The 14776-nt window shown below is 70.7% G+C and carries 16 protein-coding genes; 10 read left to right on the top strand and 6 right to left on the bottom strand.

Going from position 1 to position 14776, the window contains the following annotated elements:
• The first annotated feature begins 132 nt into the window (after positions 1-132).
• From G7072_RS02930 to G7072_RS02925, 3 genes are all read left to right on the top strand, one after another.
• A complete protein-coding gene (locus G7072_RS02930; RefSeq protein WP_166084151.1) occupies positions 133-1686 on the top strand; it encodes an HNH endonuclease signature motif containing protein in 1554 nt (517 codons plus the stop codon).
• 231 nt (positions 1687-1917) lie between these two features.
• Entirely contained in the window at positions 1918-2046 is a 129-nt protein-coding gene (locus G7072_RS20180) for a hypothetical protein (protein WP_277343395.1), read from the top strand.
• A gap of 78 nt (positions 2047-2124) precedes the next feature.
• The gene (locus G7072_RS02925; RefSeq protein WP_206063252.1) at positions 2125-2904 is read left to right on the top strand and encodes a hypothetical protein; all 780 of its coding nucleotides are present in this window, start codon (positions 2125-2127) and stop codon (positions 2902-2904) included.
• A gap of 170 nt (positions 2905-3074) precedes the next feature.
• On the opposite strand, the gene G7072_RS02920 is transcribed toward G7072_RS02925, so the two are convergent.
• A complete protein-coding gene (locus tag G7072_RS02920) occupies positions 3075-3440 on the bottom strand; it encodes a hypothetical protein (RefSeq protein WP_166084149.1) in 366 nt (121 codons plus the stop codon).
• A gap of 104 nt (positions 3441-3544) precedes the next feature.
• On the opposite strand from G7072_RS02920, the gene G7072_RS02915 reads away from it, so the two are divergent.
• From G7072_RS02915 to G7072_RS02900, 4 genes are all read left to right on the top strand, one after another.
• Entirely contained in the window at positions 3545-3904 is a 360-nt protein-coding gene (locus G7072_RS02915; RefSeq protein ID WP_166084148.1) for a hypothetical protein, read from the top strand.
• A gap of 85 nt (positions 3905-3989) precedes the next feature.
• Positions 3990-4433: a DUF4279 domain-containing protein gene (locus tag G7072_RS02910; protein ID WP_166084147.1), complete on the top strand. Its 444-nt coding sequence runs from the start codon at positions 3990-3992 to the stop codon at positions 4431-4433.
• An 88-nt stretch (positions 4434-4521) separates the two neighbouring features.
• On the top strand, positions 4522-4752 hold the full coding sequence (locus G7072_RS02905) for a hypothetical protein (RefSeq protein ID WP_166084146.1): 231 nt from the start codon (positions 4522-4524) through the stop codon (positions 4750-4752).
• Between the two features lie 678 nt (positions 4753-5430).
• The gene (locus G7072_RS02900) at positions 5431-5925 is read left to right on the top strand and encodes an AAA family ATPase (RefSeq protein WP_240917118.1); all 495 of its coding nucleotides are present in this window, start codon (positions 5431-5433) and stop codon (positions 5923-5925) included.
• A gap of 158 nt (positions 5926-6083) precedes the next feature.
• On the opposite strand, the gene G7072_RS02895 is transcribed toward G7072_RS02900, so the two are convergent.
• Genes G7072_RS02895 through glmS form a run of 3 tightly spaced genes read right to left on the bottom strand, consistent with a single transcriptional unit; the run spans position 6084 to position 9709 of the window.
• A complete protein-coding gene (locus G7072_RS02895; protein WP_166084145.1) occupies positions 6084-7508 on the bottom strand; it encodes an NAD(P)H-hydrate dehydratase in 1425 nt (474 codons plus the stop codon).
• Positions 7505-7858: a holo-ACP synthase gene (locus G7072_RS02890; protein WP_166084144.1), complete on the bottom strand. Its 354-nt coding sequence runs from the start codon at positions 7856-7858 to the stop codon at positions 7505-7507. Before G7072_RS02890 ends, G7072_RS02895 begins: the two co-directional genes overlap by 4 nt.
• Positions 7859-7864: 6 nt before the next feature.
• Positions 7865-9709 carry a glutamine--fructose-6-phosphate transaminase (isomerizing) gene (gene glmS, locus G7072_RS02885; RefSeq protein WP_166084143.1) on the bottom strand — a complete coding sequence of 615 codons (1845 nt, stop codon included), beginning with the start codon at positions 9707-9709 and terminating at the stop codon, positions 7865-7867.
• 38 nt (positions 9710-9747) lie between these two features.
• On the opposite strand from glmS, the gene coaA reads away from it, so the two are divergent.
• The 3 genes from coaA to G7072_RS02870 all read left to right on the top strand — a co-directional run bounded on the left by coaA (position 9748) and on the right by G7072_RS02870 (position 12304).
• A complete protein-coding gene (coaA, locus tag G7072_RS02880; protein WP_166084142.1) occupies positions 9748-10728 on the top strand; it encodes a type I pantothenate kinase in 981 nt (326 codons plus the stop codon).
• Positions 10729-10778: 50 nt separating this feature from the next.
• Entirely contained in the window at positions 10779-11723 is a 945-nt protein-coding gene (locus tag G7072_RS02875) for a DUF389 domain-containing protein (protein WP_166084141.1), read from the top strand.
• A gap of 104 nt (positions 11724-11827) precedes the next feature.
• On the top strand, positions 11828-12304 hold the full coding sequence (locus G7072_RS02870; protein WP_166084140.1) for an SRPBCC family protein: 477 nt from the start codon (positions 11828-11830) through the stop codon (positions 12302-12304).
• A gap of 36 nt (positions 12305-12340) precedes the next feature.
• Here G7072_RS02870 and G7072_RS02865 read toward each other — a convergent pair whose 3' ends face one another.
• Complete coding sequence (locus G7072_RS02865; protein ID WP_166084139.1) at positions 12341-13375, bottom strand: GNAT family N-acetyltransferase; 1035 nt, start codon at positions 13373-13375, stop codon at positions 12341-12343.
• A gap of 26 nt (positions 13376-13401) precedes the next feature.
• The gene (gene glmM / locus G7072_RS02860) at positions 13402-14775 is read right to left on the bottom strand and encodes a phosphoglucosamine mutase (RefSeq protein WP_166084138.1); all 1374 of its coding nucleotides are present in this window, start codon (positions 14773-14775) and stop codon (positions 13402-13404) included.
• Between the last annotated feature and the right edge of the window lies 1 nt (position 14776).

Genomic DNA, 14776 nt, shown 5'->3' with positions numbered 1-14776 from the left:
GTCGGGTGGTGGAGCACGACGCGCGGCGGACGGTGTGCGTCGTCAGGTCGCCGAGAAATGGGTTCTGCTGATCCTGTGGAGAGGGCCTGATCAGACGCCCATTGTGTCGGAGGGTGCCCCTAGTTTTGATGCATGACGACGACCCCTCTCCAGCGCCGACGGGTGGCGCCGCCGGCACCGGTGGCGGGGTCGAGCGAGGACGCCGAGGTCCTCGGGCTGGACGCGGCCGACGCGCTGGGCTGGGTCGTGGGACAGCGTCGGGCGCAGGACCTGGCCGCGGCGCGCGAGCTGCGCGGCGTCGCGCACTGGGCCGACCTCCACCGCGTCGGCCGCGCCGACATCGCTCAGGGACTCATCGGCGCCGCGCACCAGGACGTCAGCGACTCCCTGGTCGGACGCGACGGCTTCGTGAAGGCGTCGGCGGCCGCGCAGGGCGTCGAGGGCGTGCTGCGCTCGGCGGGCGAGGGCGCGTTCATGGTCGAGGAGTACGCGGTCTCCGAGCTCGCGACCGCGCTCGGCCTCGGCGAGGCCGCCGGTCGGGCGTACGTCGGACAGGCCGTCGAGCTCCGCGACCGCCTCCCCCGCTGCTGGGCCCAGGTCATGGGCGGCGCGCTCCCCGCGTGGAAGGCGCGCCGGATCGCCGAGCGCACCATCCCGCTGGAGGCGGCGACCGCCGACGCGGTGGACGCCTCGCTGGCGCCGTTCGCGGGTCGGCTCTCCGTCGGACGCATCGACCGGGCCGTCGACGCGGCGACCCTCCGGCTGGAGCCCGAGCTGGCGGCGGAGCGGGACGCTGCGGCGGCGGAGAAGCGAGGGGTGTGGTTCGAGGACCGGTTGGACGGCACCACCGACCTCGCGGCTCTGCTGGACACTCCCGACGCCCACGCCCTGGACCACGCCCTAGACGCCGTGGCGACGACGCTGGGCGCGCTCGGTGACGGTGACCGGCGCGAGGTCCGGCGCGCCCGGGCCCTCGGTGTGCTGGCCGACCCGCAGTACTCCCTCGACCTCGACCGCGCCGCGGAGCAGCTGGCACAGCAGCGGGACGAGGTAGCTGGTATCCAGCGGCGGCCGGTTCGGCCCACGCGACTGGTGCCGACCCTCCACCTCCACCTGCACCTCGACGCCTTGCGGACCCTGGTCACGAGTGGCGGCGCCGAGTCCGGCTCGGACGCCGCGCGCACGGCGCCGTCCGGAGACGCCGAGATCGCCGACGACGTCGCGGACCTGATCCGCGTCGACCGGGCCGGGCTCCGGCTCGGAGCCCGGACGACCGCGACGCTCGAGCGCTGGCTGGCCGGGCTCACACCCGGCGCACGGCTCACGGTCATTCCCGTCGTCGACCAGACCGCCGAGATCGCGGTCGACTCCTACGAGATCCCGCCCCGGCTGCGCCGACAGGTAGTCGAGCGCGACGCCACGTGCACCTTCCCGTGGTGCGGCAACGCCGGGCGGCACGACCTCGACCACCTCGAACCCTGGCGACCACCCGACGAGGGCGGTCCACCCGATCAGACCCGGACGTCGAACTTGTCGCGGCTGTGCCGCTTCCACCACCGGCTCAAGACCAACGGCGACTGGACCGTCGAGCGCGACCCGGTCACCGGCCACCTCACCTGGACCAGCCCTCTCGGGCGCCGCTACCTCGTCACTCCCTCCGGCACCACCGCTCTCGACCTGCCCTGACACTGCGCGGCGCACGCTCGCACCGTCGAGGCGTGCGATCACCCACGCAACCCCGCGTCACGACGGGTCCGCTCATGCCGATGAGCGGACGACGCGTTGAGACCGACTGGCAGACTTCGGCCTGTGAGTCCGAACCTCCCCGAGCCCTGGCCGCCGCCCCCGTGGGAGTTAGCAGTTGTCGTCCGGTACAACGACTACGAAGGCACGACTCCTGACCAGCGGGTGGCGCTGATGAAGGCGTTCTCTGACGCCGGGGACGCCGACCAGGAGGCGGCGAGGCTCAACGCGGTGGCCGAGCGCCAGGGCCAGTCCACGAGGTACTTCGTAAGCATCCTCAACCAGCGGGCTCAGCAAGATTGAGCGACCGCTCATGCCGCGTTGAGGGCGGCTACGCTCGCCCGGGTGACTTCTGATTGGCGCTCTCGGTGGCTCGTGACGGTGGCGAGCGACGTCCTCACCCGCGACGGGATTGGTTGGGAGTTTACAACTTTGCGGCAGGAAGACGTCTGGGCGGTGTTCCGCGAGGACGGTGGCGCCTTTCCGGTGTTCTCAGCGGCGCGCGGAGAAGGGGCCCTGCCACCGCCGGACGCACTTGAGGCGATGACCCGAGAAGCTGTCGCTGATCTGTTGGCAGCGGCTGACTTGGCGGATGGCGACGGATGGATCATGAAGAACATCTCGGCAGCGCTGCTGCTGGCCTCGTTAGACGTGCTCGCTTGGGAGGGTGAGGAGTGGGCACTTGAGTCTGGCGATGACGACGTTGCACTCGCGTGGGCGATGCCAGCCGATGGCCGCACGCCCTTCGCGTGGCTCCGGGCAAGGGGTTCCGATCGCGACTTCTTGATCAGCATCTACCAGGACGATGCCGTGTTTGGGCTGAGCTTCGTTTCGAACGTCGACCTGCAGTTGCCTGGGACCGACCATGGGTCTCTCCGCTCGCGCCGGGATGTCCCGTTGGTCGTGGGCGGGATCAAGAAAGTCGAGGTCGTGCTCGACACTTTGGTTGAAGGCGGCTCCGCGCCGGGCTTGGTCACCGAGGTGCTACTTCACGGCGACGCGTCGACTTCACTACTGATTGCAGCCGAGTCCTACTCCCACAACGAATGGCACCTCTACGACGAGTCGGTCGTGGTGCTGCCGGACGTCGCCGCAGCTGATGCGCTCGACTGGATTCCGCCCAGGCGGAACTGGCGTCCAACTGAAGTGCCGGGTCGATAAGTCAGACGACGCTCTGGCGGTGTCCGGGCAGCCATGTGAGCGGTCGACGCCGAATCACCAGACCGCGCCCGTGCGACTCGTCCACTGCAACGAACTTCGTTAGCGATAAGTCGCATAGGACCCACTCATCTGCCACGTTGAGGGCGGCTACGCCGAGTGAGTGCGTTACCTCAACCGGCGAATGCGTAAGTCGCATGCGACTCCACCCACGCACCGACCTCGCGTTCCGACCACGGCCTGTCGTCCGGTTCGGCATCGCACAACTCGACGTGGGCAGTTCCTGAGTGCTCCCACTCCTGCCCGACGTACCGGAGTTCGAGTACCACGAACACCCCGGTCCGTTGTTCGCGCTTGCCGCGCACATCGCCGGTGGCCGTAAGAAACTCGTCAAGACGAACGACACAAGCTGTCTGAGTGTTCTGGCCGGGAATCCACTTCTCGACGTGCCCTTCAACTTCTTGCTTGCCGCCCAGCCACTGGGGCTCGAAGTCGTAGCCGCCGCTGATGGTCACCGCTGTTCCCGTGGGTGGATGCATGACCACATGCTGGCAGCCTCGCCGGCCCCCAACGCACTCGTCTGCTGCGTTCCGCGCGGTCATGCCGATGAGCGGACGGGGCCGCAATGCGCGAAGATGAACCGGTGAGCCCCCTCATCGAGCCGCCCAACTCGGTACTCCTGCTGGTGGGGCGTGAGGAGTTCACCCCGCCCCAGACTTTTGCAGGCGAAGTATGTGTGTCGAGTTCGGATTGCATCGCGGTCGGAGTCCTGAGCGTCGATGACGGCCCAACATCGGCCTCGCTCACGCAGGTGATGGATGGGTCAGGGCTCGTGACGCTCGGCGACTTCCGTATTGAGTCGGAGGGGCACCTGTCCGTCAGGGATGTCTACAACCGTGAGCACGCGTCGCTGGGCGTTGAGGCTGGTTCAGTGCGCGTGACTGTCCTGGGGAACGACAAGTCTGAGCCCGACGAGGTGATCTTCCTGGCGAGCAGCGGCTAGGCAAACCGTCCGCTCATGCCGCGATCCGCACGGTCGTGCCGATAAGCGGACGGGTGGGTGTTCCTCTCGGGCAGACTTTCCGTCTATGGCACAAGCAACGTGTTTCGCGACCCTGCGGATTTGGAGACCCGGCACGAGCTCGTCCGAGATAACCGAACGTCTTGGCATCACGCCGACCTTCTCCCACGAGGCCGGTGACATCGGGCGTAGCGGTCACGTGCGCAAGGGCGCAGTGTGGGGCCTTTCTACAGAGCACCTTGGACGTGGGCCACTTACGGAGCACCTCTCGGCACTGCTCGAGCAGGTTGAGAACCGCCGCGAAGTCTTGCGGGACCTCTCCGGTGACGGCTTCACGATGGATTGGTTCTGCTTCGTCGACGTGGATGGCATGGGCGGTGTCGACCTCGACGCCGACCTGTTAGCGCGCCTGGGAACCTTCCCGATCCACCTCGACCTGGACATCTACGGGATGGAGCACGACGAGGACGCACCGGACTCGGTTAACGACACTCAAACGAAGCTCGACTAGAGCGTCCGGATCTGCCGCGTTCCGCGCGGTGGTGCTGATGGGCGCGCTCAGGAGTGATGGGATGGTCGAATGAGTGAATGGGACGCGCATGGACGAAAGTGCTCGTCGGCTGTCCGAGACGTTGCGTGCCGGTTCAGTACTCGGCGACGAGTTAATCGGGTTGCCCGGTGACGTTGCGTTCGACCGGGCCGTTGAAGCGGGCTTCTCTCCTGAACTGGTCGATCCCGATGTTGAAGCGATCACTGCAGACATGAGGCCAAAGCGACTGAGGCTGTTCCTCGACGAGACAGGTGTCGTCCGAGCGGCAGAACCCGGTTGAGCGAACGCACCCGGATCTGCCGCGTTGAGGGCGGCTACGCTCGCCCGGATCTGCCGCGTTGAGGGCGGCTACGCTCGCCCGGATCTGCCGCGTTGAGGGCGGCTACGCTCGCCCGGATCTGCCGCGTTCCGCGCGGTCGTACCGATGTGCGGCCGTGCCCATGTGCCGCTCGCTTCCTCTCTGGTGAAATGGCGGCCATGGAGTGCAGCCCGGACGATCCAGCACCGCCTCACCCCGGCGACTACCCGGCTGACACCTACTTATCGTTTCACGCTGAAGGACCCACCGCTGAAGGGGACGAAGCGGCAGACTCCACTATCGAAGGCACGAAGCTTCGAGTCATGTGGGACGAGGGCGCCGGCCCCGTCTGGGATGAGGGAGGTCTGCTACCTGACGACCCTTCATGGCTACGGCAGGCGCTAGACCTCAGTGACTCACTCATCGCTGATCTACTTGCGTGGGTGCGCGACATGGACACGGCACACCACCATCGTCAGCTGCCGCATCCGCCACTGGAGGAACGCGGGCGGCGACTGGCTGAGCGGTTGCAAAGCGAGGTCCACGCCGAGTTCCGCGTCAGCTTTCGCCCTTAGCGGTGGAACGCCTCGTAGACGACCTCTGTGCCTGGTGGCGAGCCATCGCTGCGCGAAGGCACTTATCTGACGCGACAGTGCGGTCATGCTGATGACCGGACCTGCTCGTCGCCAGGTCACTACCGTTCTTGCCATGGCGCGCGTGTTAGTGACGGGGATGTCAGGTGCGGGCAAGACCACTGTCTTGGATGCGCTTCGACGTCGAGGACACCTGACGGTGGACACCGACTACGACGGGTGGGCACTGCCTGACGGCACGTGGGACGAAGAACGTATGCAACGTCTTCTGGCTTCCAACCATGATGTGGTCGTCTCGGGGACGGTGGAGAACCAAGGCCGCTTCTATGACCGCTTCGAGCACATCGTGCTCCTCAGCGCGCCACTTCCGGTGCTGGTCGAGCGAGTGAGCAGACGGACGAACAACCCCTATGGCAAGACCCCTGAGCAACGTGCCGAGATCGCGCGGTACGTGGACACCCTCGAACCACTCTTGCGCCGAGGGGCCCTTGAACTCGACGGACAACGTCCTCCATCCGAACTCGCCGACGTCATCGAGGATCTCGTGACTCCAACGCCCTGATCTGCCGTGTTCCGCGCGGTCGTGCCGATGAGCGGTCGGAGTCCTGTGGTGGCGCGGACAAGCCCCGCGGGTCGATCTCGTCAGTGAGTGCGAGGCCGCTTATCGCGCGTACTCGTCCGCGGACACCTGCACGGCGCTCCCCGGCGAGGGGCAGTGCCTCAGCGCAGCAGCCGGGCGCACACGTCAGGGATCGCCCGGGCCACGTCGGAGGCGGTCAGCGGACCACCCCGTCCGGCGAAGGCAGCGGCTGCACCGTGCAGCCACGACCCCACGCTCGCGGCGTCGAGTGGCGACAGGCCTGCGGCGAGCAGTGCCCCGACCAGGCCCCCGAGCACGTCCCCCGCTCCGGCGGTCGCGAGCCACGGCGGGCCGACCGTCGTGACCCGCACCCGGCCGTCCGGGTGGGCGGCCAAGGTGTGGCGGTTCTTGAGCAGCACCACGGCGTCGTACCGCTCGGCCGCCTGCCGGGCGTGGGCCAGCTGGTCGGCCTCGACCTCCTGGCGCTCCACCCCGAGCATCCGGGCGAGCTCGCCCGCGTGCGGTGTCAGCACGGCCGGTACGCCGAGCGGGCCGCTCACCTCCGCGAGGGCGTCGGCGTCGACCACCACCGGGACCCCGTCGCGACACGCCTCGCGCAGCTGCTCGGCGGCGTCCTCACCGCCGCCGGACCCGACGACCCAGGCCTGCACGCGGCCCTCCCCCACCACGATCTCGGGGTGGGCGGCCTGCACGAGGTCGACGACACCGGGTCCCTGACCGCCGCCGGCACCGGCCGGCACGAAGCGCACCATGCCCGCGAGCCCCGAGGCGGCACCGGCGACGCTGAGCACCCCGGCGCCGCGGTAGCGGTCGGATCCGGCGCGGACCCCGACCACGCCGCGCGTGTACTTGTGGGCGCTCGGCGACGGCACCGGCAGCAGGTCGCGCACGTCGGTGGCCTGGAGCGCCTCGATCGGGGCAACCGGCGGGTAGAGGCCGATGTCGACCAGCTCGACGACTCCGCACGCCTGGGCGCCAGGGTCGACCAGGTGCACCGCCTTGTGGGTGCCGAAGGTGACGGTGAGCGCGGCTCGCACGTGCGGGCCCTCGACGCGTCCGCTGTCGACGTCGACACCCGAGGGCACGTCGACGGCCACGAAGGGGATCCCGTCCAGCGCCGCCACCACCTCGGCCGCCTCCGGCCGCAGCGGGCCGGAGCCCCCGATCCCGACGATCCCGTCCACCGCCACGTCGTACGCCGTGCGCGGCCGGCCGTCCACCCGCGCCACCCGGTCCACGACGCGGCCGCCGGCGGACCGGAAGGCGGCCAGACCGTCGGGGTGGACCCTGCCGGGCACCAGCAGCAGCGCGTCCACCCGAGCGCCGCGCCCGGCCAGGGACGCCCCGGCGTACAACGCGTCGCCGCCGTTGTTGCCGGCGCCGACGAGCAGCAGCACCCGCGCGCCGTACACGCGTCCCAGGTAGGTCGCGAGCGCCGTCGCGAGGCCGGCCGAGGCCCGCTTCATCAGCGCACCCTCGGGCCCGGCCGCCAGCAGCGGCTCCTCGGCCTCACGCACCTGCTGCGCGGTGTGGGCCGACCTCACGAGCCCTCCAGCACCACGACCGCCGAGGCGATCCCCGCGTCGTGGGACAACGACAGGTGGGTCGAGGCCACCCCCAGCGCGTCGCACGCGTCGGCCACGGTCCCGGTCATCGCCAGCCGCGGCCGTCCCGACGACTCCGAGACGACCTCGACGTCGTGCCAGGCCAGCCCGACCGGGGCGCCGAGCGCCTTGGCCAGCGCCTCCTTGGCCGCGAAGCGGGCGGCCAGCGAGGCCAGCGGGCGGTCGCGCTCGGCGGCGGTGAACAGCCGGTCCCGCAGCTCGGGCGTGCGATCCAAGGATGCGCCGAAGCGCTCGATGTCGCACACGTCGATGCCGAGCCCGAGGATCACCGCGGCCTACTCGACCGTGACGGACTTGGCGAGGTTGCGCGGCTGGTCGACGTCGTGGCCCTTGACCGTGGCCAGCTCGCAGGCGAACAGCTGCAGCGGCACGACCGCGGCCAGCGGCTGCAGCAGCGTCGACGACACCGGGATGCGGATGATCGTGTCGGCGTAGGGCACGACCGTGTCGTCGCCCTCCTCGACCACGACGATGGTGCGCGCCCCGCGGGCCCGCACCTCCTGGATCCCGCTGAGCATCTTGTCGTGCAGGAAGTCCCGGCCCCGGGGCGGGATGACGCAGAAGACGGGCAGGTCCTTCTCGATCAGCGCGATCGGCCCGTGCTTGAGCTCGCCGGCCGCGAAGCCCTCGGCGTGGATGTAGGCGAGCTCCTTGAGCTTGAGCGCCCCCTCCAGCGCCACCGGGAAGCCGGCGTGGCGCCCCAGGAACAGCACCGAGCCGGCGTCCTCGAGCTCGCGGGCCAGCTCGTAGACCTCGTCGCAGCGCTCGAGCATCGTCGCGACGCGGTCCGGCATCTGCGCCAGCTCCTCCACGACGTCGCGGATCTCCTCGGCGTACTTCGTGCCGCGCACCTGGGCCAGGTAGAGGCCGAGCAGGTAGCACGCGATGAGCTGGGTCATGAACCCCTTGGTCGAGGCCACCCCGATCTCGGGACCGGCGTGGGTGTAGATCACCGCGTCGGACTCGCGCGGGATCGTGGCGCCGTTGGTGTTGCAGATCGCGAGCACCTTGGAGTGCTGCTCGCGCGCGTGGCGGATCGCCATCAGGGTGTCGGCGGTCTCGCCGGACTGGCTGATCGCGACCACGAGCGTGTCGCGGGTCAGGATCGGGTCGCGGTAGCGGAACTCGTGGGCGAGCTCGACCTCGCAGGGGATGCGCGTCCAGTGCTCGATGGCGTACTTCGCGACCAGGCCCGCGTAGAAGGCCGTCCCGCACGCGGTGATGATGATCTTGTCGACCGAGCGCAGGTCCTCGACGCTCATCCGCAGCTCGTCGAGCTGGAGCCGGCCGGCCTCGTCGTGGCGTCCCAGCAGGGAGTCGGCGATGGCGCGCGGCTGCTCGAAGATCTCCTTGCGCATGAACCAGTCGAAGCCGTCCTTCTCCGCCGCGGAGAGGTCCCAGTCGACGTGGAACGCGGTCGGCTCGACGGCGACGCCGTCGAAGTCGGTGACCTCCACGCCCTCGGCGGTGATCGTCACGACCTGGTCCTGCCCGAGCTCCAGCGCGTCGCGGGTGTGCTCGATGAAGGCGGCCACGTCGGAGGCCAGGAAGTTCTCGCCCTGCCCGACCCCGACCACGAGCGGGGAGTTGCGGCGGGCGGCGACCACGCGGTCGGCGTCCTCGGCGTCGACCGCGACGAGGGTGAAGGCACCCTCGAGCCGGCGGCAGACGGCCTGCATGGCCTGGGTGAGCGTCGCGCCGCCGCGGACCTCGCGCTCGAGCAGGTGCGCGGCCACCTCGGTGTCGGTGTCGGAGCTCATCGTCACGCCCTCGGCCTCGAGCTCGCCGCGCAGGTGCGCGAAGTTCTCGATGATGCCGTTGTGCACGACCCCGACGCGGCGCTCGGTGCCCAGGTGCGGGTGCGCGTTGCCGTCGGTCGGCGGGCCGTGCGTGGCCCAGCGGGTGTGGCCGATGCCGGTGGTCGTCTCCGGCAGCGGGGTCTCGTCGAGCGCCTTGACCAGGTTGGCCAGCTTGCCGGCCTTCTTGTCGCCCACCAGGGTGCCCTCGTGGACGAGCGCGACCCCCGCCGAGTCGTAGCCGCGGTACTCCAGCCGCCGCAGCCCATCGATGACCACACGCTCGGCCGAGCGCTCCCCGACGTACCCCACGATTCCGCACATGGCGGCGATCCTAGTGCCCCCGTGGTCCACAATGAGCCATGGCTTCTGCCGCGCAGGTCCGCTCGGGCACCCCTGTCGACCGCGACACCTCCCCCTACGTCGAGCTCGACCGCAGCGCGTGGTCGGCGCTGGGGGCGGCCACCCAGCAGCCGCTGAGCGCCGCCGAGATCGACCGCGTCCGCGGTCTCGGCGACGAGCTCGACCTCGACGAGGTCGAGCAGGTCTACCTGCCCGTCTCACGCCTGCTCAGCCTGTACGTCGAGGCGTCCGGCGCGCTGCACCGGGCCCAGGAGACCTTCCTCGACCAGCCGCAACCGCCGCGGACGCCCTTCGTCATCGGCGTCGCGGGGTCGGTGGCCGTCGGCAAGTCGACCACCGCCCGGGTGCTGCAGCAGATGCTCGCGCACTGGCCGGCCCACCCGTCCGTCGCGCTCGTGACGACCGACGGGTTCCTCTACCCCAACGACGAGCTGCGCCGCCGCGGCCTGCTGGACCGCAAGGGCTTCCCCGAGTCCTACGACCGCAAGGCGCTGCTGCGCTTCGTCATCGACATCAAGTCCGGCAAGGACACGGTGCTGGCGCCGACCTACTCCCACCTGACCTACGACGTCACGCCCGACCAGCCCGTGGTGGTCAACAGCCCCGACATCGTGGTGATCGAGGGCCTCAACGTCCTCCAGCCGGCGCGGATGCGCGAGGACGGCACCGCCGGGCTCGCCGTCAGCGACTTCTTCGACTTCTCCGTCTACGTCGACGCCTCGCGCACCGACATCAGGCGCTGGTACACCGAGCGCTTCCTGCGGCTGCGCGAGACCGCCTTCCGCGACCCGACGTCGTACTTCACCAAGTACGCCGACCTGTCCGAGGACCAGGCGGTCGAGGAGGCGGGGCGGATCTGGGACACCATCAACGGTCCCAACCTGGCCCGCAACATCGCCCCGACACGCTCGCGCGCCACGCTCGTGCTGCGCAAGGCCGGCGACCACTCGGTCAGCTGGGTCCGGCTGCGGAAGCTCTGACGAGCAGCGGCTTACAGACGCGGGGAGAGACGAGGAGAGGTGGCGGCGCGATGATCCACATGCAGCTGCGGGTGCCGTCGCACCTGTCCGAGGAGGTCGTCTCCCTGCTGTCCGAGGACGACGGCGTCACCAACGTGGCCGTCTTCGAGGGCGCCTACTGCAAGCCCGACGGCTGCCTCGTCATCGCCGACGTCGCCCGCGAGGGCGCCCACGGCATCACCACCCGGCTGCACGGCCTGGGCCTGCACCACGACGGCTCGATCATGCTGACCGAGCCCGCCACCCTGCTCTCCGACGCGGCCGAGGCCGCGGAGAAGGCGGCCCCGGGGCACCCCGACGACGGCCTGGTGTGGGACGTCGTGGAGGACCGGGTCCGCAAGGAGAGCCGGATGTCGTTCGCCTACCTGGCCTTCCTCACCCTGGCCGTGCTCATCGCCGGCACCGGCCGGCTGCTCGACCAGCCCATCCTCATCATCGGCGCCATGGTGGTGGGCCCGGAGTTCTCCCCCATCGCCGCCATCTGCGTGGCCCTGGCTCGGCCACGGCTCAGCATCCTGCCGATGGCGCTGCGCACGCTCGTGCTCGGCTACCTGATCGCGGTGGCGGCCGCGGTGCCGTTCTGGGTCCTGGTCCACGTCACCGGGAACTCCACGATCCGCGACGCCTCGTCCGGTCGGCTCACCGAGTTCATCGTCCACCCCGACGGCTGGTCGCTCGTCATCGCGCTGCTGGCCGGGGTCGCCGGGGTGCTGTCGCTGACCAGCGACAAGTCGGGCCCGCTCGTCGGCGTCTTCATCTCCGTCACCACGGTGCCCGCCGCCGGCACGATCGCGCTGTGCCTCGGCACCGGGGTGTGGCACGAGGTGTGGCCGGCGTTCCTGCAGCTGAACATCAACATCGCCGGCATGGTCGTCGCCGGTGCCCTCACGCTGCTCGCCCAGCGCGTCTACTGGTCGCACAAGGGCGGGCGCGGACCCCGGCTCCACGGTTGGTGAGGTCGGTGAGGTTGGCGAGGCCCGCAGGTGGGGAGACCTGAGAGGGTGGGCCCCCGGGGCCCCGTCCCACCCGACCAGGGGTCCGACTCGGAGGAGATGCAGGCGTGGCTCGATTCACCGCGACGACAGAGAACGAGGCCGTGGTCTCGGCCGACCGATCGGCGGTCTGGGAGATCCTCACCGACCCGAAGGCCCTGCCGGAGCTGACGCCGTTCCTCAACGAGATCACCGCCGACGGTGACCTCTGGCGCTGGCAGATGGGGCGCATCCCGGTGCTCGGCGTGAGCGTCGCGCCGGCCTTCACCGAGAAGATGACCTTCGACCCCGAGACGCGCATCGAGTTCGAGCACGCCCCGCCGGGCGGCAAGCCGGAGCGCGCCGCCGTCGCCGGGTGGTACCAGCTCGAGGACCACGAGCGGGGCACCCACCTCGCGGTCAAGCTCGAGGTGTGCGTCGACCTGCCCCTGCCGAAGGTGGCGGCCCGGTCGGTGAACAAGGTCATGGGCAGCGTGATGACCCGGATGGGCGACCGGTTCTCGGCCAACCTCCTGCGCAAGCTCGACGCGCAGCAGACCGCCTGACCCCGCCTCCGGCGCTCCGCCCCACCTGACCGCGGCTCAGTCGCGGGGCCAGGTCTTCTGCAGCTCCAGCAGGTGCTCCACGGTCTCGAACCCGAGCTGGTCGTTGACGGCGTTCATGTGGACGTTCACGTCGGCGTTGTCGGTGAAGACGTGGGTGCAGCGCGGCTCGGCGGTGCGCAGCGCGCGCTGGGTGGCGATCTTCAGCGCCATCCCGAGCCGGTGCCCGCGGTGCTCGGGCAGCACCAGGGTGATGCCCTGCATGCCGACGGCGGGGTCCGCCTCGGCGACCGACAGCTCGCACAGCCCCGCCGGCGACCCGTCGGGCGCCAGCGCCACCGCCCCGATCTGGTGCCGCCCGGCACCGGCCAGGCGGTCGTCGCGCTCATGGACACGCTTCGCGTCCCACGGCTCGGCCTGGATCTCCATCTCGCCCAGGGGCGCCTCGTCGAGGAAGACGCTCTGCAACCGGCAGTAGGCCGCCATCAGCTCCTCGGGCACCCGCCGCTGCCACGTGACGAGGCGGTAGCCGTCATGGCGCGGGGCCGCCTCCGCCTCGAGGGCGTCCCACCGGTCCTCGGTCGCGCCGAGGTCGCAGGCCTTGAAGCCCTCCTCCATGGCGACCGAGAACCCGCGCCGGAGCCCGAAGTCGCGACCCGGCGACGTCTCCCCGGGGGTCACGAAGACCTCCATGAGCAGCGCCGTCCGCCCCGCCTCGGTCACGCGACGCTCGAGCTCGGCCAGCAGGGCCGTCCCGACCCCGCGCCCACGGTGGTCGGGGTGGACGTGGAGGTCGGCGGCGGCCAGGTGGGGGTTGGCCTGGCCGAAGAGCTGGAGCTCGACCATCCCGACGACCGCCCCCGGCCCGCCTGACGCACCCCGGTCATCGCCCCGGTCGTCGTACGCCGCGAGCAGGACGGTCTCGAGGTCGGACCGGGGCGTGCGCTGGGTGGCCCGGAAGGGCTCCCACGCCCAGTAGGTGTTGTGGGGGCGCAGGTCGTGCGCGGCGCGGGCCACCGACCAGACCGCGCGGAGGACGTCGTCGTCGGCGGGGTCGACCACAGCGATGCTCATGGCCGCCAGGCTAGGGCCCCGGGGAATCAGAGCGCGAGGTGTTTCTTCACCACGTCGGCGAGCCGGTGAGCCACCTGGGCGGCCTGCTCCTCGCTCTCGGCCTCGACCATCACCCGGACCAGCGACTCGGTGCCCGAGGGTCGCAGCAGCACGCGTCCGCGGCCGGCCAGCTCGGCCTCGGCCTCGGCCACCGCGGCAGCGACGTCCGGGTCGGAGCTCGCCCGGGACTTGTCGACGTCCGGCACGTTGACGAGGATCTGCGGCAGCCGGGTCATGACGCCCGCCAGGTCGGTCAGGGACCGACCGGTGGCCGCCATCCGCGCCAGCACCTGCAGCGCGGTGAGGATGCCGTCGCCGGTGGTGGCGTGCTCGCTGAGGATGACGTGGCCCGACTGCTCGCCCCCGAGGGTGAAGCCGTGGGCCTTCATCGACTCGAGCACGTAGCGGTCGCCGACCTTGGTCTGCTCGACGGTGACGCCCTCGCGCTCCATGGCCTGCACGAAGCCGAGGTTGCTCATGACGGTGGCCACGACGGTGTCGCGGTGCAGGCGCCCGGCGTCACGCAGGGCGAGCGCCAGCACGGCCAGGATCTGGTCGCCGTCGACCACCGCGCCGGAGGCGTCGACGGCCAGGCACCGGTCGGCGTCGCCGTCGAGGGCGAAGCCCGCGTCGGCGCCGTGCTCGAGCACAGCCGCCTGCAGGACCTCGAGGTGGGTCGAGCCGCAGCCGTCGTTGATGTTCCGCCCGTCCGGCTCGGCGCAGATCGCGACGACGTCGGCGCCGGCGGCGCGCAGCGCCCGGGGGCCGGCCTGGTAGGCCGCGCCGTGGGCGCAGTCCAGGACGACCCGGAGACCGGCCAGGTCGCCGGGGACGGTCGCGGTCAGGTGCGCGGCGTACTCGTCGACCGCGGTGGCGTAGGGGGAGATCCGCCCGACCTTCGCGCCGGTGGGTCGGTCCCAGGGCTCACGCAGACGGCCCTCGATGACGTGCTCGATGTCGTCGTCGAGCTTGAGGCCGCCGCGGGCCAGAAACTTGATGCCGTTGTCGGGCATCGGGTTGTGGCTCGCCGAGATCATCACGCCCAGGTCCACGCCGAGGGCGGAGGTCAGGTGCGCGACGCCTGGCGTGGGCAGCACCCCGAGGTCGAGCACGTCGACCCCGGCCGAGGCCAGGCCGGCCACGACGGCCGCCTGGAGGAACTCCCCCGACAGCCGCGTGTCCCGACCGACGACGGCGCGGGGCCGGTGGCCCTCGAAGGCCCCGGCCTCGCCGAGCACGTGAGCGGCCGCGACCGACAGGTCGAGCGCGAGCTCGGCCGTCAGCAAGCCGTTGGCCAGGCCCCGGACACCGTCGGTGCCGAAGACCCGGGCTCCCCCAACCTGGGGCCCCCCGCGGGTCAAG

The sequence above is a fragment of the Nocardioides sp. HDW12B genome, from assembly GCF_011299595.1.
Classification (GTDB): domain Bacteria; phylum Actinomycetota; class Actinomycetes; order Propionibacteriales; family Nocardioidaceae; genus Marmoricola_A.
Note: the sequence above shows the minus strand (reverse complement) of the source record. Positions and strands in the feature narration are given on the sequence as shown.

What these genes read in the sequence shown, in the direction of transcription:
- G7072_RS02930 (WP_166084151.1), top strand. Translation starts at nt 133, where the DNA reads ATGACGACGACCCCTCTCCAGCGCCGACGGGTGGCGCCGCCGGCACCG.
- G7072_RS20180 (WP_277343395.1), top strand. Translation starts at nt 1,918, where the DNA reads ATGAAGGCGTTCTCTGACGCCGGGGACGCCGACCAGGAGGCGGCGAGG.
- G7072_RS02920 (WP_166084149.1), bottom strand. Translation starts at nt 3,440, where the DNA reads ATGCATCCACCCACGGGAACAGCGGTGACCATCAGCGGCGGCTACGAC.
- G7072_RS02910 (WP_166084147.1), top strand. Translation starts at nt 3,990, where the DNA reads ATGGCACAAGCAACGTGTTTCGCGACCCTGCGGATTTGGAGACCCGGC.
- G7072_RS02905 (WP_166084146.1), top strand. Translation starts at nt 4,522, where the DNA reads ATGGACGAAAGTGCTCGTCGGCTGTCCGAGACGTTGCGTGCCGGTTCA.
- G7072_RS02900 (WP_240917118.1), top strand. Translation starts at nt 5,431, where the DNA reads ATGCTGATGACCGGACCTGCTCGTCGCCAGGTCACTACCGTTCTTGCC.
- glmS (WP_166084143.1), bottom strand. Translation starts at nt 9,709, where the DNA reads ATGTGCGGAATCGTGGGGTACGTCGGGGAGCGCTCGGCCGAGCGTGTG.
- coaA (WP_166084142.1), top strand. Translation starts at nt 9,748, where the DNA reads ATGGCTTCTGCCGCGCAGGTCCGCTCGGGCACCCCTGTCGACCGCGAC.
- G7072_RS02875 (WP_166084141.1), top strand. Translation starts at nt 10,779, where the DNA reads ATGATCCACATGCAGCTGCGGGTGCCGTCGCACCTGTCCGAGGAGGTC.
- G7072_RS02865 (WP_166084139.1), bottom strand. Translation starts at nt 13,375, where the DNA reads ATGAGCATCGCTGTGGTCGACCCCGCCGACGACGACGTCCTCCGCGCG.